Origin of the sequence: Pseudonocardia sp. KRD291 (assembly GCF_019263595.1) — a bacterium.
Taxonomy (GTDB): Bacteria; Actinomycetota; Actinomycetes; order Mycobacteriales; family Pseudonocardiaceae; genus Pseudonocardia.
Map to the genome: position 1 here is coordinate 12,249 of NZ_JADQDD010000008.1, position 19,516 is coordinate 31,764.

Here is a 19,516-nt window from a genome sequence, read left to right on the forward strand (position 1 = left end):
TCATCTCAGGCCTCCTCGCGGGCGAGGTCGCGCAGCGTGGCGACCAGCGTCCGGGTGAGCAGCGCGATCTTGAACTCGTTGCCCCCGTCGACGCCCGGCTGCGGGCGGGCGTCGGTGAGCTCCGCGGCCGCGGCCGCGGCGAAGGACTCGTCGGACACGGTCGCGCCGCGTAGTGCCTCCTCGGCGCGGCGGGCGCGCCACGGGGCGTGCGCGACGCCGCCGAACGCGATCCGCGCCTCCCGGACCACCCCGCCGTCGACGTCCAGGGCGGCGGCCACCGAGACCAGCGCGAACGCGTAGGAGGCCCGGTCGCGCACCTTGCGGTAGCGCGAGCGGCGGGCCATCGGCAGCTCCGGCAGGTCGATCGCGGTGATCAGCTCGCCGTGCTCGAGCACGGTGTCGCGCTCCGGGGTGTCCCCGGGCAGCCGGTGCAGCTCGGTGAACGGGATCGTGCGCTCCCCGTCCGGGCCCAGCACGAGCACCTGCGCGTCGAGGGCCGCCATCGCCACCGCCATGTCGGACGGGTGGGTCGCGATGCAGTGCTCGGAGGTACCGAGCACGGCGTGGTTGCGGGTGGAGCCGCCGATCGCCGAGCACCCGGAACCGGGCTCGCGCTTGTTGCACGGCGTGCTCACGTCCTGGAAGTACATGCACCGGGTGCGCTGCAGCGGGTTGCCTCCGGTGGTGGCCATGTTGCGCAGCTGCCCGGACGCCCCGGAGAGCAGGGCCTGGGCCAGGACCGGGTAGCGCGACCGCACCCGGGCGTCGGCGGCCAGCTCGGAGTTGGGAACGCCGGCTCCCACCCGCAGGCCGCCACCGACCTCGGTGATCTCGGTGGAGGTCAGCGCCGTGACGTCGACGAGCAGGCCGGGTGAGACCACGCCCAGCCGCAGATGGTCGACCAGGTTGGTGCCGCCGCCCAGGAACACGGCGTCGGGTCGTTCGGCGACCGACCGGACGGCGGCGCCGGTGTCGTCGGGAGCCTGGTAGGCGAAGGGCCTCATCGCGACACCTCGCGGTGGGCGTCGGCGACGGCCGCGCGGATGCCCTTGTAGGCCCCGCACCGGCACAGGTTCCCGCTCATCCGCTCGGCGATCTCGGCGTCGTCGAGCTCCGGGTCGGCGGCGACGTCGGTCGTGACGGCGCTGGGCCAGCCGCGTGCGAACTCGTCGAGCGCGCCGACGGCCGAGCACACCTGCCCGGGGGTGCAGTACCCGCACTGCAACGCGTCCTCCTCGACGAAGGCCCGGTGCACCGGGTGGTCCGCACCGTCCTCGGAGAGCCCGTCGGCGGTGGTGATCTCGTGGCCGTCCTGCGCCACCGCCAGCGACAGGCACGCCAGCACGCGACGGCCGTCGACGAGCACGGTGCAGGCGCCGCACTGGCCGTGGTCGCATCCCTTCTTCGGGCTCATCACACCCAACCGTTGTCGGAGGGTGTCGAGCAGCGAGGCCCGGGGGTCGAGGTCGAGGTGGTGGGTGACGCCGTCGACGCGCAGCGTGGTGTCGGGATCCATGGGCCACGGCTTCCCGCCACATGTCACCCCAACCGGGCACGATGCCGTTTTCCCCGCGACCGCCCGCGCACGGCGGCGCGGGCCGCCCTCACACGGCCGAGACGGCCGGCGTCCGGACGCGGTGGCGGACGGCGTCCTCGTATACCTGCGTGACCGACTCCGCGACCCGGTCCCAGGAGTAGGCGCCGAGCACGCGGCGGCGCCCGGCCGACCCGTAGGCGGTGCGCCGGGCCGGGTCGGCCAGCAGGGCGCGCAGGGCGGCGGCGATCTCGTCGGCGCGCCGCGGCGCGACGTGCAGCCCGGTCTCCCCGTGCACGACGGTCTCGCGCAGCCCGCCGACCGCGGTCGCCACCACCGGGCGTCCGCAGCTCATCGCCTCCAGGGGCACGATGCCGAACGGCTCGTACCAGGGCGCGCACACCACCACGTCGGCCGAGCGCAGCATCGCGGGCATCCGGTCCCGCGACACCGCCCCGGCGAAGCGCACCCGGTCGGCCACGCCGGCGTGGTGCACGACCGCGCGCAGCCGGCAGGTGTCCGGGTCGGTCGCCTCGTCGGCCGGGTCCGCCGGCCCGCCGGCGACCAGCAGCTCGGCCCCGGGAACCTCGGCCAACGCCTCGACCGTCTCGTCCACCCCCTTGCGCCGGACCAGGCGCCCGACGGTGAGCACCCGCGGGCGGGCCCCGCGCCGGCGCACCGGGCCGACCGGCGCGAACAGGCCGGTGTCCACCCCGGAGGGCACCGTGACCAGCGTGGACACCGGCGCGCCGAGGGCGGACAGCTCGTCGCGCTCGTCGGGACAGGAGGCGATGACCCGGTCCACGGCGCGGGCCAGGTGTGCCTCGGCGGCGCACCGACCGGCCGGGCTGGTGTCGGCACCGCCCTGGTGGCGCGCCTTGACAGCGCCGAGCGCGTGGAACGTCTGCACCACCGGGAGGGCTGCGTCGAGTCCCCTGGCGGCCGCCAGCGCGGCCTGCCCGGACATCCAGAAGTGCGCGTGCACGACGTCCGGCCGGTCTCCGCGCCAGGCACGTTCGAGCTCGCGGGCCATCTGCGGGACGTGCGCGATGAGGTCGTCCTTGGGCAGCGACACCGCGGGGCCGGCGTCGAGGTGGTGCACCCGCACGCCCGCGCGGAGCTCGACCCACTCGGGCAGCGCCGCGTCGTCGCGGCGGGTGTGCACGGTGACCCGGTGCCCGGCCCGGGCCAGGGCGCAGGCCAGCTCGCGGACGTGGACGTTCTGACCGCCGCAGTCCGGCCCGCCCGGTTCGGCGAGCGGGCTGGCGTGCTCGGAGACCATTGCGATGTGCACGGTGGCGGGTGACCGCCACGGGCCGCTTCAAACCTGGCGGTCCCGCCGAGATCGTCCGCGGCGGGTTTGACCGACGGTGTGGCGGCAACGCGTGGACCATGCCCACGCCCGCGACCGCTCCGCTGCGCATCCTGCTCTGGCACGTACACGGTTCGTGGACCGGCTCGTTCGTGCAGGGGCGCCACACCTATCTGCTCCCCACGCTGCCCGAGGGAGGTCCGTGGGGCCGCGGGCGCTGCGGGCGGGACTGGCCCGCCTCGGTGCGCGAGGTCCCGGCCGGCGACCTCGGCGGCGCCGACGTGGACGTGGTGTTGCTGCAGCGGCCGGAGGAGCTCGAACTGGCGCACCGGTGGCTGGGCCGCCGGCCGGGGGTGGACGTGCCGGCGATCTACGTCGAGCACAACACGCCGCACGAGCACCCGGTGCGCACCCGGCACCCGATGGCCGGGCACCCGGAGGTCGGGCTCGTGCACGTCACCCACTTCAACGACCTGATGTGGGACAACGGCGACCGGCCGAGCACCGTGGTGTCGCACGGGATCCCGGACCCGGGCCACCGCTACACCGGCGAGCTCCCCCGGGCGGCCGCGCTGATCAACGAACCGATCCGGCGCGGCCGGGTCACCGGCACCGACCTGCTGGACCGGATCGCGCTCGCTGCCCCGGTCGACGTCTACGGGATCGGCGCCGACGAGCTCGGCGCGGCGCATGAGGGTGTGTGCGGCGTCGGCGACCTCGGGCAGGCGCGGCTGCACCCGGAGATGGCGCGCCGGCGGGTGTACGTGCACACCGCCCGGTGGACCTCGCTCGGGCTGTCGCTGATCGAGGCGATGGCCCTGGGCATGCCGGTGGTGGCCGTCGCGAGCACCGAGGCCGTCGCGGCCGTCCCGCCCGCGGCCGGGGTGCTCTCCACCGACGTCGCGGAGCTGGTCGAGGGCGTGCGCCGGTTCGTGCGCGACCCGGAACACGCGGCCTCGGCCGGGGCCGCGGCCCGCGCGCACGCGCTCACCCAGCACGGCCAGGCCGCGTTCCTGCGCCGCTGGGACGAGCTGCTCGACGAGGCCGTCGGACCGCGCCGCACGGTCCTCACGACCCGGCTCCCGCCCCGGACGGGCGGGGCCCCGCTCACCCGCACGACGATCGAGGAGACCTCATGACGACGTCCACGTCCGCCCTGCACCGTGCCCGCGCCGCCGCTCCCGGATGGGCGGCCACCCCGCCCGCCGAGCGCGGCCGGCTGCTGCACGTCGCCGCGCAGGCGGTGCGCGAGCAGGCCGACGAGCTGGCCGCCTGCCAGGAGGCCGAGACCGGCCGTCCGCGCGACGACGCCCGCGAGGGTGTCCTGGCCGGTGCCGGGACGCTGGACCAGTACGCCGAGCTCGGCCCGGTGCACCGCGGGCGCGCGCTGCAGGGCGGCGACTCGGCGACCGACCTGATGATCCCGCGACCGCGCGGCGTGGTCGTCGCGATCACGCCGTGGAACGACCCGGTCGCGATCGCCTGCGGCCTGATCGGGGCGGCGCTGGCCACCGGCAACGTGGTGGTGCACAAGCCCAGCGAGCGCGCGCCGAAGGTCGGTGAGCTGCTCGGGCAGGCCATCGCCGGGGCGATCGAACGCACGGACGTGGTGGCGACCGTGTCCGGGGACGGGGCGGTCGGCGCGGAGCTGGCCGGCGCCGAGGAGGTCGACCTGGTCGCGCACGTCGGTAGCACCCGGGCCGGGCGCAGCATCGCCGCGGCGGCCGCCGTCACCGGCGCGAAGGTGCTGCTGGAGAACGGCGGCAACGACCCGCTGCTGATCGACGACGACGTCGACCCCGGCTGGGCCGCCGAACAGGCCGCCCTGGGCAGCTTCGCCAACTCCGGGCAGATCTGCGTCTCGGTCGAGCGGATCCTGGTGCACCGGCGGATCGCGGTGCCCTTCATCGAGGCACTCACCGAGCAGGCGCGCCGGCGCGGGAACCTGCCGCTGGTGGACCGGGCGCACCGCGACGGCGTGCACGCCCACGTGAGTGCCGCGGTGGCGGCCGGCGCGGTGTGCCACATCGGCGGCGAGGTGCCCGACGGCGAGGGCGCGTCGTACCCGGCGACCGTGCTGTCCGGGTGCACCCCGGAGATGGCGGCCTACGCCGAGGAGACGTTCGGCCCGGTCGCGGCCGTGCGGGCGGTCGACGACTTCGACCAGGCCCTTCTCGAGGCCGCGGCCGGGCCGCACGGGCTGGGCGCGGGCGTGCTGACCCGCTCGATGGAGCACGCTCAGCGCGCCTGGAGCAGGCTGCCGGTGGGCACCGTGAAGGTCAACGACGTGTTCGGCGGCGCGCCCGGCGGTGCGGCCGAGCCGCGGGGCTGTAGCGGGCAGGGCTTCGGCTTCGGGCCGGAGCTTCTCGACGAGATGAGCACGGTCAAGGTGCTGCACCTCGCCCCGCCGCCGGACGGGGCCTGGTAGGCCCCGTCCGGTCGCCGAGCCCGGCCCCGGGACACGCGGCGTCCGGGCGCGGGTCGCCCGGGTCCTGCCGGGCACGCCGAGCGACGCGCCATCGCTGCGGGACCGGTCCGCGGCAGCCATCGTGCGTCACCCGATGTCCTCGGCGGCCCACCGGCCGGCGAGCGTCACGTTATGGCCGGCCGGAGCGCCATCTCGTGACGCCCGGCGTCACCGGGCGGTCGCCGGACCCGACGAGCGTCGCGACCTGGTCATCGCCACCGCCATAACGTGACGCCCGCGCGCCGGGCTTGCGGACGCGCGCCGGGCTCGTCGATGCGCGCGTTGCCGCGGTCGCGTCGGCACGCGGAGCGCGCGGTGGCGGGTCGAGGGTGCGGCGGTGGGTCGGGTCAGCCGACGTAGCGGCGGGCGGTGGAGCGGCGCTGCGGCTCCTCGAGCAGTACCAGGCCCGCCTCGACGTGCGGCGGCACCACCCGGCGCCCGCGCAGCACCCACACCGCCCCGGCCAGTGCGGACAGCACGGCCCGGGCGGTGGCGGCGTCGGCCGGCGCACCGCGCAGGACCTCCACCGACCGCCGGGCCGCGCTGCGCACCGGCCGGCGCAGCCACAGCGTCCACAGCGTGTTGCGGATACCGAGGCGGCGGCGCCCGCGCGGGTCCCGAGCGGTCGAGGGCGCGTGGTGCACCACCACGTCGGGGGCCCAGCACATCCACCACCCCGCGGCGGCCAGGTCCAGTGCCAGCAGCTCCTCCTCGCCGCCGAGCCACATCTTCTCGCAGAACCCGCCGACGCCGCGGAACGCCGAGACCCGGAACGTCGTCAGCCCGGCCATCACACCGAGCAGGGCCGGCCCGGGCAGCCAGGCCGGGCCGGGGACCGGCGAGTACCGCATCTCCGGGGTGATCGGGTCCTCGGCCAGGCCGGGCTCGACCAGGCAGCGCCCGGTCACCGACGCGAGCCCGGGGTGCGCGTCGAGCAGTGCGGCGGCCCGGGTCAGCGCACCGGACTGCCAGCGGGTGTCGTCGTCGCAGAACGCGACGTGCCGGGTGCGGACCCGGTCCACGGCCACGTTGCGCCCCACAGCGCCGAGGTTGCGATCACCGCGGATCAGTTCCACCTGGCCGAACTCGCGCTCCACCATGTCCGCCGTGCCGTCGGTGGAGGCGTTGTCCACCAGGATGATCGGTGCGGCGTCAGGCAGCGCCGTCATGGCCGTCAAGGTGCGCCGCAGCTCGTCGGCCCGGTTGTGGGTGATCATGACGACGGTCACCGGGGCGTCGCCGGGCCCGGCCGCCGGCGTGCTCATGCCGCACCGTCCGCGAGCAGGCACACGTCGCGTTCGACCGCGTGAGGCAGTACCCGGCGGTCCCGCCAGGCCGGAGCCAGGCGACGCAGCGCCCCACCGAGCGCGCGTCGGGCCACCGGGTCCCGGGCGGCGCGCTCGGCCGTGTCGGCGAACGCCCGCGCGACCACGGGGCCCGGACGGCGCAGCACCGCGATCAGCAGCCGGTTGCGCAGCTCCAGCGCCGCACGCGCGTCCGGGTCCGGCCGGTGCGGCGAAGGATGGTGGTGGGCGCGCACCTGCGGGACGTGGCACACGGCCCAGCCGCTCGCTGCGAGATCGCAGGCCAGCAACGTCTCCTCCGCGCCGAAGCGCAGCAACGCGCTGAACCCGCCGACCTGCCGGTAGGCATCGGCCCGCACGACGGCCGCGCATGCCAGGAAACCGAGCACCGACGGCCCGGGCAGGGAAGGGTCACAGGGCAGCGGGCTGGCGGCCATCGCGGCGTTCACCGGGTCCGACCGGTCCTGCGGGCCGACCAGCGTGGTCGCGGCGAGCAGGCCCAGGCGCGGGTGCGCGTCGAACACCGCCTCGGCACGCGCCAGCGCGTCCGGCGCCCACCACGAGTCGTCGTCGGAGAACGCGACGTAGGGGGTGTCCGCGTACCGCACGCCCGCGTTGCGGGCGGCGGCGCCGTCGTTGCCGGGCAACGACACCAGCCGGGTCCCGGCGAAGCCGCGGACGGTGCCCGCGGTGTCGTCGGTGGAGGCGTTGTCCACCACGACGACCGGCGGGGCCGGATCGAGCTCGCGCAGGTGCGACAGGGTGGTGGCCAGCTCCTCGCAACGGTTGCGGGTCGCGATCACCACGGTCGTCCGCGACGGGGTCACGCCGGCACCTCCACCCGCAGGACGGCCAGCAGCGCAGGCTCGAGCCCGTCCTCACCGGGCCGGTCGGACAGGGATTGGGCGGACAGGGGCCGGTCGGACAGGGATTGGTCGGACAGGGACCGGGCCAGAGCACGGGCCCGCTCTGAGCGACACCACGCCCACCAGCGGTCCAGGACGTCGCCGGGGGCCGCTCCCGGCCCGACGAGCTCGTCGGCGGTGACCACGCCCGGCCAGCCCAGCGTCGACGCCTGCGCGGCGACCTTGCCGCCGCCCCCGACCGGGTCCACCGCCAGCACCGGGACCCCGGCGCGGAGCCCGAAGACCAGGCCGTGCAGCCTCGAGGTGACCAGCACGTCGAACCGGGCCACCAGCGCGGCGAACTGGTCGGGTGTGGCGCACTGGCGCCAGTCGCGGCTGTCGAGCCGGGTGTCGATCGGGACCCGCGCGGCGTCGAGTCCGAGCAGCCACTCCCCCAGTGCCTCGTGCACCGGACCGTGCCGCCCGCGGGCGCCGTACTCGGCCTGGCCGGGGGCCAGCGCCGTCGCGAGCACCGGGACCGACGCCGGCGGCGCGGCCGAGAAGCACAGGTCGGGGGCGGCACCGGCGCCGTCGCGGGCCAGCACCCGGTCGAAACCGGTCACCGCATCGTCGGCCGGGTCGATCACGCTCACACCCACCGCGATCCGGCGGCACCGCGCGTAGCGGCGGTGCAGCGCCCGCACCTGCGCACCGTGCGCGGGTCCGCAGACGAACACCAGGTGCGAGTACGCCTCCGGCGCCGCCTGGTCCAGGCTCAGCGACCCGGGCCGGAAGACCGGGCTGAACGCCTGGTCGCAGGCCAGGCCGGCGTCGTCGAGGATCTGCGCGACGCGGGACATGGCGAGCACGTCGCCCGCCGTGGCCTCCCCGTCGACGAAGCTGGCCCACCCGGCCACCAGTATCCGCATGGAGCCCCGGTACCCGGTGGCGGCCGGGTCAATCTCCGTTTGACCGCCGGTGCCGGTGGTAGGAGCCACGCATGACGACGTCGTTCACCCATGCCGTGATCACCGGCGGCGCCGGGTTCCTCGGTTCGCACCTCTGCGAGCGGCTGCTCGCCAGCGGCACCCGCGTGATCTGCCTGGACGACTTCTCCAGCGGCCGACGGGAGAACGTGGCCCACCTGCTCGGCGAGCCCGGGTTCCGGCTGGTCGAGCACGACGTCACCGAGCCGTGGGACCCGGGGCGCGGGGCCGGTCGGGTCGACCTGGTGGCCCACCTCGCCTCGGCCGCATCCCCCGTCGACTACTTCAGCCGTCCGATCGCGACCCTGCGCGCCGGGTCGCAGGGCACCGAGAACGCGCTGGGCCTGGCCGGACGGCACGGCGCACGGTTCCTGCTCGCCTCGACCAGCGAGGTCTACGGCGACCCGCAGGAGCACCCGCAGCCCGAGAGCTACCGCGGGCACGTCGACCCGATCGGGCCGCGCAGCGTCTACGACGAGGCCAAGCGCTACGCCGAGGCCATGACCTCCGCGCACCGCCGGGAGTACGGCCTGGACACGACGATCGCGCGGATCTTCAACACCTACGGCCCGCGGATGCGCCCGGACGACGGGCGGATGGTCCCGGCGTTCCTGGGGCAGGCGCTGGCCGGGAAGCCGTTGACCGTGGCCGGCACCGGGGAGCAGACCCGGTCGCTGTGCTACGTCGACGACACGGTCGGCGGCCTGCTGGCGCTGGCCGGGTCCGGCCACCCGGGCCCGGTCAACATCGGCAACCCGCAGGAACGCAGCGTGCGCGAGTTCGCGGAGGCGATCAACGACCTGGTCGGCCTCGGGTCCCCGATCGGACACGTCCCGGCGGCCGTCGACGACCCGTGCCGGCGGTGCCCGGACATCACGCTGGCCCGCGAGCAGATCGGGTGGGAACCGGAGGTCGAGCTGTCCGACGGTCTGGCGCGCACGTCGGCCTGGTTCGCCGCCCGGATGCCGGTCGCGGACCCGGCCTGACCCGGGGCCGGGCTGCCGTTCCCGCCCCGGGCGGAACCGGTCGACTGCGCGCAGTAGCGACGTCCAGGGACTTCGGTCCCGATCGTTTGCCGGCGAACGCGCCGGGTAGTCGACTGCCCGTCCGGCCCCCGACCTGCACGAAGGTGAGACAGCGATGCGGATCCTCGGCGTCAACGCCGTGTTCCACGACCCGGCCGCCGCCCTCGTCGTCGACGGGCGGGTGGTCGCCGCAGCCGAGGAGGAGCGATTCACCCGGCGCAAGCACGGTAAGGAGCCGGTGCCGTTCTCGGCCTGGGAGCAGCCCGCCGAGGCGGCCGCCTGGTGCCTGGCCCGGGCCGGGATCGACGCCGCCGACCTCGACGCCGTCGCCTACTCCTACGACCCGTCGCTGGTCGAGCCCGGGCAGGAGGGCACCGACGACGGGTGGGAGCAGCTGCGCACCGACTACGCCGCCCGGGCACCGCTGTTCCTGCGGAGCGCGCTGCCCGGCCTCGACCCCGGCGTGGTGCGCCACGTCGGGCACCACGTCGCGCACGCCGCGTCGGCCGGGCCGGCCGCGCCCCGCTCGGCCGCCACCGGGTCGGACTGCGCGGTGCTGGTCGCGGACGGGCGCGGCGAGTCGACGTCCTACCTGGCCGGGCAGTACCGCGACGGCAAGCTCGAGGAACTCGCCACCCAGCGCCTGCCGGACTCGCTGGGCCTGCGCTACGAGGAGCTGACCGAGCACCTCGGCTTCCGCCGTTCCAGCGACGAGTACAAGGTGATGGCGCTGGCGTCCTACGGGACCCCCCGGTTCACCGACGCCCTCGCGAGGACGATGCACGCCACCGGCGACGGCGGCTTCGTGGCCACCCCGACCGACCTGTCCCGGTTCGCGCCGCGCCGCGGCCCCGCCGACCCGATCACCGCCGAGCACGCCGACCTGGCCGCCAGCATGCAGCGCCGGCTCGAGGACGTGCTCCTGGACCTGGCGCGGTGGCTGCACGGGGTGACCGGGTCCTCGCGGCTGGCGCTGGCCGGAGGGATCGCGCTGAACTGCGTCGCCAACACCCGGCTGCACGACGAGGGCCCGTTCGACGAGGTCTGGGTGCAGCCCGCCGCCGGGGACGCCGGCACCGCGCTCGGTGCGGCCCTGCACCTGGCGGCCGAAGCCGGCGACACGATCACCCCGATGCCCGGCGCCGACCTGGGACGGGCGTGGACCGACGACGAGCTGGAGGACGTCCTGCGCCGCGCCCGGGTGCGCTACGAGCGCCCGGACGACATCGCCGACACCGTCGCCGCCACGCTGGCCTCGGACGGGGTCGTCGCCTGGTTCCAGGGCCGCTCCGAGTTCGGGCCGCGCGCGCTGGGCAACCGCTCGCTGCTCGCCCACCCCGGGCGGGCGGAGAACCTCGAACGGCTCAACGACGTCAAGGGCCGCGAGCAGTTCCGCCCGGTCGCGCCGATGGTGCGCACCGAGCGGGCCGGCGAGATCTTCGGCCGCGGACCGGTGCCCAGCCCGTACATGCTGTTCGTGCACGACGTCGCGCCGCAGTGGCGCGACCGGATCCCTGCGGTGACGCACGTGGACGGCACCGCCCGGATCCAGACCGTCGACGACACCGACCGGCCGCGGCTCGCGGCGACGCTGGCCGCGTTCGAGGAGCGCACCGGGATCCCGGCCGTGGTCAACACCAGCCTCAACACGGCGGGACGGCCGATGGTCGACCACCCGCGCGAGGCCCTGGAGACGTTCGGCTCGGCCCCGGTGGACCTGCTCGCGATCGGGCCGTTCGTGGTGCGCCGGTGAGCCGCGCCGACGGGCCTCCCGCGCACGGCGCCGACGGGCACCCCGCCTACACGGTCGTCGTCCCGACCGCCGGGCGCGCACGGCTGGCCGACCTGCTGGCCGACCTGCGCGCCGCGGACGGGCCCGGCCCGGACGAGATCGTCCTGGTCGACGACCGGCCGGACCCGGGCACCGACCCGCTGCCCGGGCACCACGACGAACGCGTCCTGCACTCCGGCGGGCACGGTCCGGCCGCGGCCCGCAACACCGGGTGGCGCGCCGCCCGCACGCCGTGGGTCGCCTTCCTCGACGACGACGTGCGGGTCCCCGCGGACTGGCCGCACCTCCTCGCCGCCGACCTGCGCGACCTGGCCCCCGACGTGGCCGCCTCGCAGGCCCGGATCGCGGTCCCGCTGCCCCCGCACCGAAGCCCCACCGACGACGAGCGGGGCACGGCCGCGCTGTCCGGCGCCCGCTGGATCACCGCCGACATGGCCTACCGCCGCGACGCGCTGCTCGCCGTCGGCGGTTTCGACGAGCGGTTCCCCCGGGCCTACCGCGAGGACTCCGACCTGGGGCTGCGGGTGCGGGCAGCCGGGTACCGGATCGTCGACGGCGACCGGGTCACCACGCACCCGCCGCGCGCGGCCGACCGGTGGACGAGCGTGCGCGCGCAGGCCGGCAACGCCGACGACGCGCTGATGCGCCGCAAGCACGGACGCGGATGGCGCGACGGCGCCGGGGCCGGGACGGGGCGTCTGTCCCGGCACGCGCTGACGGTGGCCGCGGGCCTGGCCGGTGCGGGGTTACTGGCGACCGGGCACCGGCGGGCCGGATGGGCCGCGGCCCTCGGCTGGGCCGGGCTGACCACCGAGTTCGCCGCCCGCCGGATCGCACCCGGGCCACGCACCGGCACCGAGCTCGTCTCGATGGCGGTGACCAGCGTGGCGATCCCGCCGGTGGCCTGCGCGCAACGGCTGCGCGGCGAGCTGAGGGTGCGGCGCGGCCCGTCGCCGGACCGGGCCCTCCCGGCCGCGGTGCTGTTCGACCGCGACGACACCCTGATCGTCGACGTCCCGTACCTGGCCGACCCGGACGGGGTGCGGCCGGTCGACGGCGCCGCCGAGCTGATGGACCGGCTGCGCGCGGCCGGGATCCCGGTCGGGGTCGTCAGCAACCAGTCCGGGGTCGCCCGCGGGCTGATCGCCCCGGACCGGCTGACCGCGGTGAACGCCCGGGTCGAGGAGCTGCTCGGCCCGTTCGGCACCTGGCAGGTCTGCCCGCACGGCGAGGACGACGGCTGCGCCTGCCGCAAGCCCGCCCCCGGGCTGGTGCACCGCGCCGCGGCGGCGCTGGGCGTCGACGTCCGGCGGTGCGTGGTCCTCGGCGACACCGGCGCCGACGTGCGTGCCGCGCTCGCGGCCGGTGCGCGGGCGGTGCTGGTGCCGACCGCACGCACCCTGCCGGACGAGGTCGTGCACGCCCGCGCGCACGCCGCCGTGGCCCGCGACCTGCGCCACGGCGTGGAGGTCGCGCTGGCGGGTGCGCGGTGAGCGCCGCCGCGGCGGCGCCCGCCCCGCCCGAACCCGGGGCCACCGGGCCGGTGTCGGACGTGCCCGCTCCCGGCGGCACCGTGCTGGTGGCCCGGATGGACAACGTCGGCGACGTGCTGCTCGCCGGGCCGAGCGTCCGGGCCGTCGCCGCCCGGGCCGACCGGGTGGTGCTGCTGGCGGGGCCGCGCGGCCGGGCCGGGGCGGACATGCTGCCCGGGGTGGACACCGTCCTGCAGTGGTGCGCGCCGTGGATCGACCCGGAGCCGCCGCCGGTGACCGCCGACGCGGTCCGGGACCTGGCCGACGCGGTGCGCGCCGAGGGCGTCGACGCCGCGATCGTGCTCACCTCCTTCCACCAGTCCGCCCTACCGCTGGCGCTGGTGCTGCGCACGGCGGGCGTCGGATGGATCGGCGCGGTCAGCGAGGACTACCCCGGGTCGCTGCTCGACCTGCGCCACCGGGTGCGCGACGACCTGCCGGAGGCCGAACGCGGGCTGTCGCTGGTGCGCGCCGCGGGCTACCCGACCCCGCCCGGGGACGACGGCGCGCTCGCGGTCCGCCGCCCGCTCCCGGACGTCTCCGCGCTGACCGGGCCGCCCGGTTACGTGGTGGTGCATCCGGGCGCGTCGGTGCCGGCACGGCGGCCCTCGGCGCAGCGCAGCGCGGAGCACGTGCGCGGGCTGCTCGCCGACGGCCACCGGGTGCTGGTCACCGGCGCGCCGCACGAGCGGGAGCTGACCGCGCAGGTGGCCGTGCACGGCGCACGGGACCTGGGCGGCGCGACCGACCTGCCCGGGCTGGCCGCCGTCCTGGACCGGGCCGCCGTCGCGGTCGCGCCGAACACCGGCACCGCGCACCTGGCCGCGGCCGTCGGCACCCCGGTGGTGTCGCTGTTCGCGCCGGTCGTGCCGGCGCGGCGGTGGGCGCCGCACCGGGTCCCGACGATCCTGCTCGGCGACCAGGACGCGCCGTGCCGCGACACCCGGGCGCGCCGCTGCCCGGTGCGCGGCCACCCCTGCCTCGACTCGATCACCACCCGGGACGTGGTGAGCGCCACTAACCGGCTGGCCACACCGGCCGGCCGCATGACAACGGGAGGATCGCCGTGACCGAGAGCCAGCTCACCGACCTGTCCCACGCCCTGGAACGCGTCCGTCCCTCGCTGCCGACGATCACGGCCTGGGGCCGGCACCTGGCCGCGCTGCTGCCCTCCGGCGGCCGGCTGCTGGCCTGCGGCAACGGCGGGAGCGCGGCCGAGGCCCAGCACCTGACCGGGGAGCTGGTCGGTCGCTACGTGCGCGACCGGATGCCGCTCTCGGCGATCGCACTGCACGCCGACACCTCGGCCGGGACCGCGATCGGCAACGACTACGGCCCGGACGAGCTGTTCGCCCGGCAGGTGCGGGCGCACGGCCGCCGGGGCGACGTGCTGGTGCTGCTCTCCACCAGCGGCAGCAGCCCGAACGTGGTCGCCGCGGCCAAGGCCGCGCACGAGGTCGGGATGTGGGCGTGGGCGCTCACCGGCCCGGCGCCGAACCCGCTGGCCGCGGTGTGCGACGACGCCGTCACCGTCGACGCCCCCCGCACCTCCACCGTCCAGGAGATCCACCTGTTCCTGGTGCACGCGCTCTGCGAGGCCCTGGACGAGCGCCTGGACGCGATCGGGGCGCCCCGGTGACCGCAGTCGTCGTCCTCGGCGACGTGCTGCTCGACGTGGACATGCTCGGCGCGGTCGAACGCAGCTGCCCGGACGCGCCGGCACCGGTCGTGGACGTGGCCGGTGAGCGGGCCCGGCCGGGCGGTGCGGGCCTGGCGGCGGTGCTGGCGGCCGAGCTGCCCGGTGTCGACCGGGTCGTGCTCGTCACCGCGCTGGGCGACGACGAGGCCGGCGCCCGCCTCGCCCGGCTGCTGGCCGGGCGGGTCGAGCTGGTCGCGCTGCCGCTGCGCGGCGGCACCGTGTGCAAGACCCGGGTGCTGACCGGAGGGGAGGTGCTGGCCCGCCTGGACACCGGCGACGGCCGCGCGGCCCCCGGTCCGGTGCCACCGCAGGTCCGGCGCGCCCTGCACGCGGCGGACGCGGTCCTGGTCTCCGACTACGGCCGCGGTGTCGCCGCGCACGAGGGCCTGCGCCGGGCGCTGGCCGGGCTCGACGCCGGCACCCCGGTGGTGTGGGACCCGCACCCGCGCGGCGCGGCGCCGGTTCCGGGCGCACGCCTGGTCACACCGAACCGCGCCGAGGCCCGCGCCGCGGACCCCGGCGCCGGGGAGGACCGCGGCCCGGACCGCGGCGTCGCCGGGCTGGGCGAGCGGCTGCGCCGGCACTGGGCGTGCGACGCGGTCGCGGTCACGGTGGGCGCCGACGGCGCCGTGCTGGCCCCCGCGGACGGCGGGTCGAGGGAGATCCCGGTCCCGGCGACCGGGTCCGGCGGCATGCCGGTCGCGCAGCTGCGGCAGCGCGACACCTGCGGTGCCGGTGACATGTTCGCCGCCGCCGCGACGGCCGCCCTGGGCGCCGGGTCCGGTACCGCAGGGGCGGTCCGCGACGCGGTGGCCGCCGCGGCCCGGTTCGTCGGCGACGGCGGGGCCGGTGGCCGTGACCTCGACGGCCCGAGCAAGCCGCACCCGCGCGCCGACCGCTCCGAGCCGCCCGTGCCGTTCGATTCGTCCGGGCCGCCCGACCCGTTCGAGCTGGCGGACCGGGTACGGCGCTCCGGCGGGCGGGTGGTCGCAACCGGAGGGTGCTTCGACCTGCTGCACGCCGGGCACGTGGCCCTGCTGCAGGCGGCCCGCGCACGCGGCGACGCGCTCGTGGTGTGCCTGAACTCCGACCGCTCGGTGCGCCGGCGCAAGGGCCCCGACCGGCCCCTGGTGCCGGCTGCCGACCGCGCGCGGGTACTGGCCGCGCTCGGTGCCGTGGACGCCGTCGCGGTCTTCGACGAGCCCGACCCGGCGGCGCTGCTGGAGCGGCTGCGCCCCGACGTCTGGGTCAAGGGCGGCGACTACGAGGGCGCCCACCTGCCGGAGGCGCAGGTCGTCGAACGCCACGGGGGCGTGGTCACGGTGCTGCCGCTGGTCGGTGAGCACTCCACCACCGGGCTGGTGGCAGCGGCCCGGACGGGTCCGGCACCGGCTCGCGGGCCCGGCGTGCGCACCGCACCGGCCCCCGTCCCCGTCCCCGACTCCCTGCCCGAACCCGGTCTCGCACCGGTCCCCGACCGGCCGGGCCGAAGGCCTTCGAGGTCCGCGGCCCCGACACCCGTCACCCCCACGAGAGGAGTCCGATGACAACCACGACTCAGCCGAGCAGCACCCCCACGACCGGCCCGGGCATCGTCCTGGTCACCGGCGGAGCGTCCGGCCTGGGCGCGGCCGTGGTGGACGCGGTCCGCGCCGACGGGGGCACCCCGCTGGTGCTGGACCTGGAGCCGCCGCGCGCCGACGTGGCACACGCGCAGGTCGACCTCGCCGACTCCGCGGCCACCGAGCACGCCGTGCACGAGCTCGTCGAGCGCGCGGGCGGCACCGTGGACGCGGTGGTCACCGCCGCCGGCATCGACCACCCGGCCCCGTTCGGCTCGCTGTCGACCAAGGACTGGGAGCGGGTGGTGCAGGTGAACCTGCTCGGCACCGCCGCGGTGGTCCGTGCCGCGCTGCCCTACCTCGAGCGTTCCCGGGGCAAGGTGATCACCGTGTCCTCGACGCTGGGCGTGCGCGCGGTCGGCGACGCCACCGCCTACTGCGCGTCGAAGTTCGGCGTGGTCGGGTTCACCCGCGCGCTGGCCGCCGAGACCGCGGGCCGGATCGGGGTCACCATGCTGGTGCCCGGCGGCATGCACACCGCGTTCTTCGACGGACGCGACGAGCAGTACCGCCCGCCGGAGGGCGCCCCGCTCAACCGGCCCGAGCACACGGCGGCGACGGTGCTGTTCGCGCTGCGCCAGCCGCCCGGCTGCGAGGTACGTGAGCTGGTGGTGTGCAACTCCGAAGAGGGCTCGTGGCCGTGAGCGACCCCGCTCCCGAGCGGGTGCTCGTGCTGCGCGCGCTCGGGCTGGGTGACCTGCTCACCGCCGTGCCCGCGCTGCGCGGGCTGCGCCGCGCGTTCCCGGCCGCGTCCACCCTGCTGGCCGCGCCGGCTCCGTTGCGCGAGCTGGCCGCGCTCACCGGCGTCGTCGACGAGCTGGTACCCACCGACGGGCTCGGCGCGCTGAGCTGGGCCGGCCCGCCGCCGGCGCTGGCGGTGAACCTGCACGGCAGCGGCCCGGAGAGCATCACCGACCTGGTCGGGACCCGCCCGGGCACGCTGCTGACCCACCGGCACCCGGACGTGCCCGACGTCGGCGGCCCGCCGTGGCAGGCCGACACGCACGAGGTCGACCGCTGGTGCGCGTTGCTCGAGCACGCCGGGATCGCGGCCGACCCGGCCGATCTGGGCCTGGCCGAGCCGGACGTGCCCAGCCCGTGCCCGGGTGCGGTCGTGCTGCATCCGGGCGCCGCCTCCCCGGCCCGCCGGTGGCCGGCCGAGCGGTTCGCCTGGGTCGCCGCCGCGCTGGCCGCGGCCGGGCACCGGGTCGTGGTCACCGGCGGTCCGGACGAGCGGCCGCTGGCGCGCGAGGTCGCCCGGCGCGCCGGGTTGCCCGGGTCGTGGGTGGTGGCCGGACGGACCGGGCTGTCCGAGCTGGCGGCCCTGGTCGCGCGCGCCGGGCTGGTGCTGTGCGGCGACACCGGGGTCGCCCACCTGGCCACCGCCTACGGCACACCGTCGGTGCTGCTGTTCGGGCCGACCCCGCCGTCGCTGTGGGGCCCGGCCCGGCCGGGGCACCGGCACGTCACGCTCTGGTCGGGCCGCCGCGGCGACCCGCACGCCCGCCGCGCGGACCCCGGACTGCTCGAGCTGGGCGTCGACGACGTACTCGCCGCAGTCACCACCCAACTCGACCGCCACGCGGCGCGCGGAGGTACCGACCATGGCTGAGCCATCCAACGGGACATCCAACGGGACCACGAACGGGACAAGGTCGAACGGAACCCGGCCCCGCAGCCCGACCCGGGTCGGGGTGATCGGCACCGGCTACGTCGGGCTGACCAGCGCGGTGTGCCTGGCCTCGCTCGGACACGTCGTGCACGGCACCGACATCGACCCGGGCCGGGTCGCAGCCCTGCGCCGCGGGCACACGGTGCTGCACGAACCGGGCCTGCCCGAGCTGCTCGCCGACGGCCTCGACGTCGGGCGGCTCTCGTTCGGCACCGACCCGGGCGACGTCGCCGGCGCCGCGGTCGTCCTGCTCTGCCTGCCGACCCCCGCGGCCCCGGACGGTTCCGCGGACCTGGGCCCGCTGGACTCGGTGCTGCCGTCGCTGCGGGAGCGGCTCGCGCCGGGCGCGGTCCTGGTCACCAAGTCCACGGTGCCGGTGGGGACGACCGACCGGTTGGCGCAGCGTCTCGGCCGCGACGACGTGTCGGTGGTCAGCAACCCGGAGTTCCTGCGCGAGGCACACGCCGTGTACGACTTCCTGCACCCGCACCGGATCGTGATCGGCGCGCGGTGCGACCGGGCCGGTGACCGCGTGGCCGGGCTCTACGACGGCATCGACGCGCCGCTCGTGCGCACCGACCCGCCCAGCGCCGAGATGGCCAAGTACGCCAGCAACGCGTTCCTCGGCGTCAAGGCCTCCTACGTCAACGAGCTGGCGGCACTGTGCGAGCGGGTCGGCGCCGACATCGGCGACGTGACCGCGACGATGGGCCTCGACGACCGGATCGGCCCGGCGTTCCTGTCCCCCGGCCCCGGCTGGGGCGGCCCGTGCCTGCCGAAGGACAGCAGGGCGCTCGTGCGCATCGCCGCCGACGCCGGGATGGACCTGCCGTCGGTACGGGAGGCGTTGCGCACCAACGAGCACCAGCGCGACCGGGTCCTCGGTGCCGTCCACGCCGCGACCGGACGGCCGTTGCACGGCCTGCGGGTCGGGCTGCTCGGACTGGCGTTCAAGGCCGGCACCGCGGACCTGCGCGACTCCCCCGCACTCGCGGTGGCCGACGCGCTCGACGCCGCCGGGGCCGTGCTGACCGGGCACGATCCCGCGGTCGGGCACGCCGACCTGCCGCACGGGTGCCCGGTCCGTGCGTGCCCGGACCCGTACCGGATGGCCGAGGACACCGACGCCGTGGTGGTGCTCACCGAATGGCCGGCGTTCCGGGACCTGGACTGGCACCGGATGGCCGCGGTGGCCCGCACACCGGTCGCGGTGGACACCCGCAACGTGCTCGACCGCGACGTGCTCGACCGCGCCGGTGTGCGGCTGTACGCCCTGGGCACCGGCGCGGCCGAGAGCCGCCGGGACGCGGCTACGTGTTCCCGAGCGCCTTCTTGAGCTCGTCCTTGCTCATCGACGAGCGGCCGGACACACCGGCCCGCTGGGCGTCCGCGTAGAGCTGCTGCTTGGTCTCGCCGCCGGGGCCCTCGCGCTTGCCGGAGCGCTTGCCGCCCCGGTGCTCGGGCGAGACGTCCTGGGTCGAGGTCTTGCTGGCCTGCCGGGACTCACCGGTCTGGGCGCGGTCCTTGTTCACCGTCCGGGCGGCGATCTCCTCGGCGCGCTCCTCGCTGCTGCCGCGCTCCTGCGTCTGCTCCTTGATGTGCTCGTACTGTCGTTCACGCTTGTCGTTCCACGCCTGGGGCATGTTGCTCTCCTCCTTCGAGGCAGGTCGTGGTGAGCGGGTACCCCGCCCACGACGGCCGACACATCGCCCTCTCCGGCGGACCC

18 protein-coding genes are annotated in these 19,516 nt (G+C 76.8%); 11 read left to right on the forward strand and 7 right to left on the reverse strand.

Going from position 1 to position 19,516, the window contains the following annotated elements; all coding sequences use genetic code 11:
• Positions 1-5 precede the first annotated feature (5 nt).
• The 3 genes from I4I78_RS02560 to I4I78_RS02570 form a co-directional block, all read right to left on the reverse strand.
• Positions 6-1,004: a xanthine dehydrogenase family protein subunit M gene (locus tag I4I78_RS02560; protein ID WP_218609530.1), complete on the reverse strand. Its 999-nt coding sequence runs from the start codon at positions 1,002-1,004 to the stop codon at positions 6-8.
• Positions 1,001-1,516 (reverse strand): (2Fe-2S)-binding protein, encoded by a 516-nt coding sequence (locus tag I4I78_RS02565; RefSeq protein WP_218609531.1) that lies wholly within the window; start codon positions 1,514-1,516, stop codon positions 1,001-1,003. The genes I4I78_RS02560 and I4I78_RS02565 overlap by 4 nt, the downstream gene beginning before the upstream one ends.
• An 88-nt stretch (positions 1,517-1,604) precedes the next feature.
• Positions 1,605-2,828 (reverse strand): glycosyltransferase, encoded by a 1,224-nt coding sequence (locus tag I4I78_RS02570; protein WP_218609532.1) that lies wholly within the window; start codon positions 2,826-2,828, stop codon positions 1,605-1,607.
• Between the two features lie 98 nt (positions 2,829-2,926).
• Here I4I78_RS02570 and I4I78_RS02575 point away from each other — a divergent pair, with 98 nt between their 5' ends.
• Positions 2,927-3,985 carry a glycosyltransferase gene (locus tag I4I78_RS02575; protein ID WP_226378968.1) on the forward strand — a complete coding sequence of 353 codons (1,059 nt, stop codon included), beginning with the start codon at positions 2,927-2,929 and terminating at the stop codon, positions 3,983-3,985.
• Positions 3,982-5,274: an aldehyde dehydrogenase gene (locus tag I4I78_RS02580; RefSeq protein ID WP_218609533.1), complete on the forward strand. Its 1,293-nt coding sequence runs from the start codon at positions 3,982-3,984 to the stop codon at positions 5,272-5,274. The genes I4I78_RS02575 and I4I78_RS02580 overlap by 4 nt, the downstream gene beginning before the upstream one ends.
• Positions 5,275-5,660: 386 nt before the next feature.
• Here the strand turns inward: I4I78_RS02580 and I4I78_RS02585 are convergent, their stop codons facing one another.
• From I4I78_RS02585 to I4I78_RS02595, 3 genes are read right to left on the reverse strand one after another with little or no spacing between them, the layout of a single operon-like run.
• Positions 5,661-6,578 carry a glycosyltransferase family 2 protein gene (locus tag I4I78_RS02585; protein WP_218609534.1) on the reverse strand — a complete coding sequence of 306 codons (918 nt, stop codon included), beginning with the start codon at positions 6,576-6,578 and terminating at the stop codon, positions 5,661-5,663.
• Positions 6,575-7,444, reverse strand: a complete 870-nt coding sequence (locus I4I78_RS02590; protein WP_218609535.1) for a glycosyltransferase family 2 protein — start codon at positions 7,442-7,444, stop codon at positions 6,575-6,577. The genes I4I78_RS02585 and I4I78_RS02590 overlap by 4 nt, the downstream gene beginning before the upstream one ends.
• Complete coding sequence (locus tag I4I78_RS02595; RefSeq protein WP_218609536.1) at positions 7,441-8,391, reverse strand: polysaccharide pyruvyl transferase family protein; 951 nt, start codon at positions 8,389-8,391, stop codon at positions 7,441-7,443. The genes I4I78_RS02590 and I4I78_RS02595 overlap by 4 nt, the downstream gene beginning before the upstream one ends.
• Positions 8,392-8,462: 71 nt before the next feature.
• Between I4I78_RS02595 and I4I78_RS02600 the strand changes: the two genes are divergently transcribed.
• The 9 genes from I4I78_RS02600 to I4I78_RS02640 all read left to right on the forward strand — a co-directional run bounded on the left by I4I78_RS02600 (position 8,463) and on the right by I4I78_RS02640 (position 19,126).
• Positions 8,463-9,434 (forward strand): UDP-glucuronic acid decarboxylase family protein, encoded by a 972-nt coding sequence (locus I4I78_RS02600; protein WP_218609537.1) that lies wholly within the window; start codon positions 8,463-8,465, stop codon positions 9,432-9,434.
• 154 nt (positions 9,435-9,588) lie between these two features.
• Positions 9,589-11,226 carry a carbamoyltransferase C-terminal domain-containing protein gene (locus I4I78_RS02605; RefSeq protein WP_218609538.1) on the forward strand — a complete coding sequence of 546 codons (1,638 nt, stop codon included), beginning with the start codon at positions 9,589-9,591 and terminating at the stop codon, positions 11,224-11,226.
• The gene (locus tag I4I78_RS02610) at positions 11,223-12,758 is read left to right on the forward strand and encodes an HAD-IIIA family hydrolase (RefSeq protein ID WP_218609539.1); all 1,536 of its coding nucleotides are present in this window, start codon (positions 11,223-11,225) and stop codon (positions 12,756-12,758) included. The genes I4I78_RS02605 and I4I78_RS02610 overlap by 4 nt, the downstream gene beginning before the upstream one ends.
• A gap of 95 nt (positions 12,759-12,853) precedes the next feature.
• On the forward strand, positions 12,854-13,867 hold the full coding sequence (locus tag I4I78_RS02615) for a glycosyltransferase family 9 protein (protein WP_218609568.1): 1,014 nt from the start codon (positions 12,854-12,856) through the stop codon (positions 13,865-13,867).
• Between the two features lie 20 nt (positions 13,868-13,887).
• Complete coding sequence (locus I4I78_RS02620) at positions 13,888-14,436, forward strand: SIS domain-containing protein (protein WP_374225830.1); 549 nt, start codon at positions 13,888-13,890, stop codon at positions 14,434-14,436.
• Positions 14,433-16,043 carry a PfkB family carbohydrate kinase gene (locus I4I78_RS02625; protein WP_218609541.1) on the forward strand — a complete coding sequence of 537 codons (1,611 nt, stop codon included), beginning with the start codon at positions 14,433-14,435 and terminating at the stop codon, positions 16,041-16,043. The genes I4I78_RS02620 and I4I78_RS02625 overlap by 4 nt, the downstream gene beginning before the upstream one ends.
• The gene (locus I4I78_RS02630) at positions 16,040-16,762 is read left to right on the forward strand and encodes an SDR family oxidoreductase (RefSeq protein ID WP_218609542.1); all 723 of its coding nucleotides are present in this window, start codon (positions 16,040-16,042) and stop codon (positions 16,760-16,762) included. The genes I4I78_RS02625 and I4I78_RS02630 overlap by 4 nt, the downstream gene beginning before the upstream one ends.
• Positions 16,759-17,730: a glycosyltransferase family 9 protein gene (locus I4I78_RS02635; RefSeq protein WP_308251861.1), complete on the forward strand. Its 972-nt coding sequence runs from the start codon at positions 16,759-16,761 to the stop codon at positions 17,728-17,730. Before I4I78_RS02630 ends, I4I78_RS02635 begins: the two co-directional genes overlap by 4 nt.
• A complete protein-coding gene (locus I4I78_RS02640; RefSeq protein WP_218609543.1) occupies positions 17,723-19,126 on the forward strand; it encodes a UDP-glucose/GDP-mannose dehydrogenase family protein in 1,404 nt (467 codons plus the stop codon). The genes I4I78_RS02635 and I4I78_RS02640 overlap by 8 nt, the downstream gene beginning before the upstream one ends.
• On the opposite strand, the gene I4I78_RS02645 is transcribed toward I4I78_RS02640, so the two are convergent.
• Positions 19,101-19,433 (reverse strand): plasmid stabilization protein, encoded by a 333-nt coding sequence (locus tag I4I78_RS02645; RefSeq protein WP_218609544.1) that lies wholly within the window; start codon positions 19,431-19,433, stop codon positions 19,101-19,103. The genes I4I78_RS02640 and I4I78_RS02645 overlap by 26 nt on opposite strands.
• Between the last annotated feature and the right edge of the window lie 83 nt (positions 19,434-19,516).

What these genes read in the sequence shown, in the direction of transcription:
- I4I78_RS02560 (WP_218609530.1), bottom strand. Translation starts at nt 1,004, where the DNA reads ATGAGGCCCTTCGCCTACCAGGCTCCCGACGACACCGGCGCCGCCGTC.
- I4I78_RS02565 (WP_218609531.1), bottom strand. Translation starts at nt 1,516, where the DNA reads ATGGATCCCGACACCACGCTGCGCGTCGACGGCGTCACCCACCACCTC.
- I4I78_RS02575 (WP_226378968.1), top strand. Translation starts at nt 2,927, where the DNA reads ATGCCCACGCCCGCGACCGCTCCGCTGCGCATCCTGCTCTGGCACGTA.
- I4I78_RS02580 (WP_218609533.1), top strand. Translation starts at nt 3,982, where the DNA reads ATGACGACGTCCACGTCCGCCCTGCACCGTGCCCGCGCCGCCGCTCCC.
- I4I78_RS02585 (WP_218609534.1), bottom strand. Translation starts at nt 6,578, where the DNA reads ATGAGCACGCCGGCGGCCGGGCCCGGCGACGCCCCGGTGACCGTCGTC.
- I4I78_RS02595 (WP_218609536.1), bottom strand. Translation starts at nt 8,391, where the DNA reads ATGCGGATACTGGTGGCCGGGTGGGCCAGCTTCGTCGACGGGGAGGCC.
- I4I78_RS02600 (WP_218609537.1), top strand. Translation starts at nt 8,463, where the DNA reads ATGACGACGTCGTTCACCCATGCCGTGATCACCGGCGGCGCCGGGTTC.
- I4I78_RS02605 (WP_218609538.1), top strand. Translation starts at nt 9,589, where the DNA reads ATGCGGATCCTCGGCGTCAACGCCGTGTTCCACGACCCGGCCGCCGCC.
- I4I78_RS02615 (WP_218609568.1), top strand. Translation starts at nt 12,854, where the DNA reads ATGGACAACGTCGGCGACGTGCTGCTCGCCGGGCCGAGCGTCCGGGCC.
- I4I78_RS02630 (WP_218609542.1), top strand. Translation starts at nt 16,040, where the DNA reads ATGACAACCACGACTCAGCCGAGCAGCACCCCCACGACCGGCCCGGGC.
- I4I78_RS02640 (WP_218609543.1), top strand. Translation starts at nt 17,723, where the DNA reads ATGGCTGAGCCATCCAACGGGACATCCAACGGGACCACGAACGGGACA.
- I4I78_RS02645 (WP_218609544.1), bottom strand. Translation starts at nt 19,433, where the DNA reads ATGCCCCAGGCGTGGAACGACAAGCGTGAACGACAGTACGAGCACATC.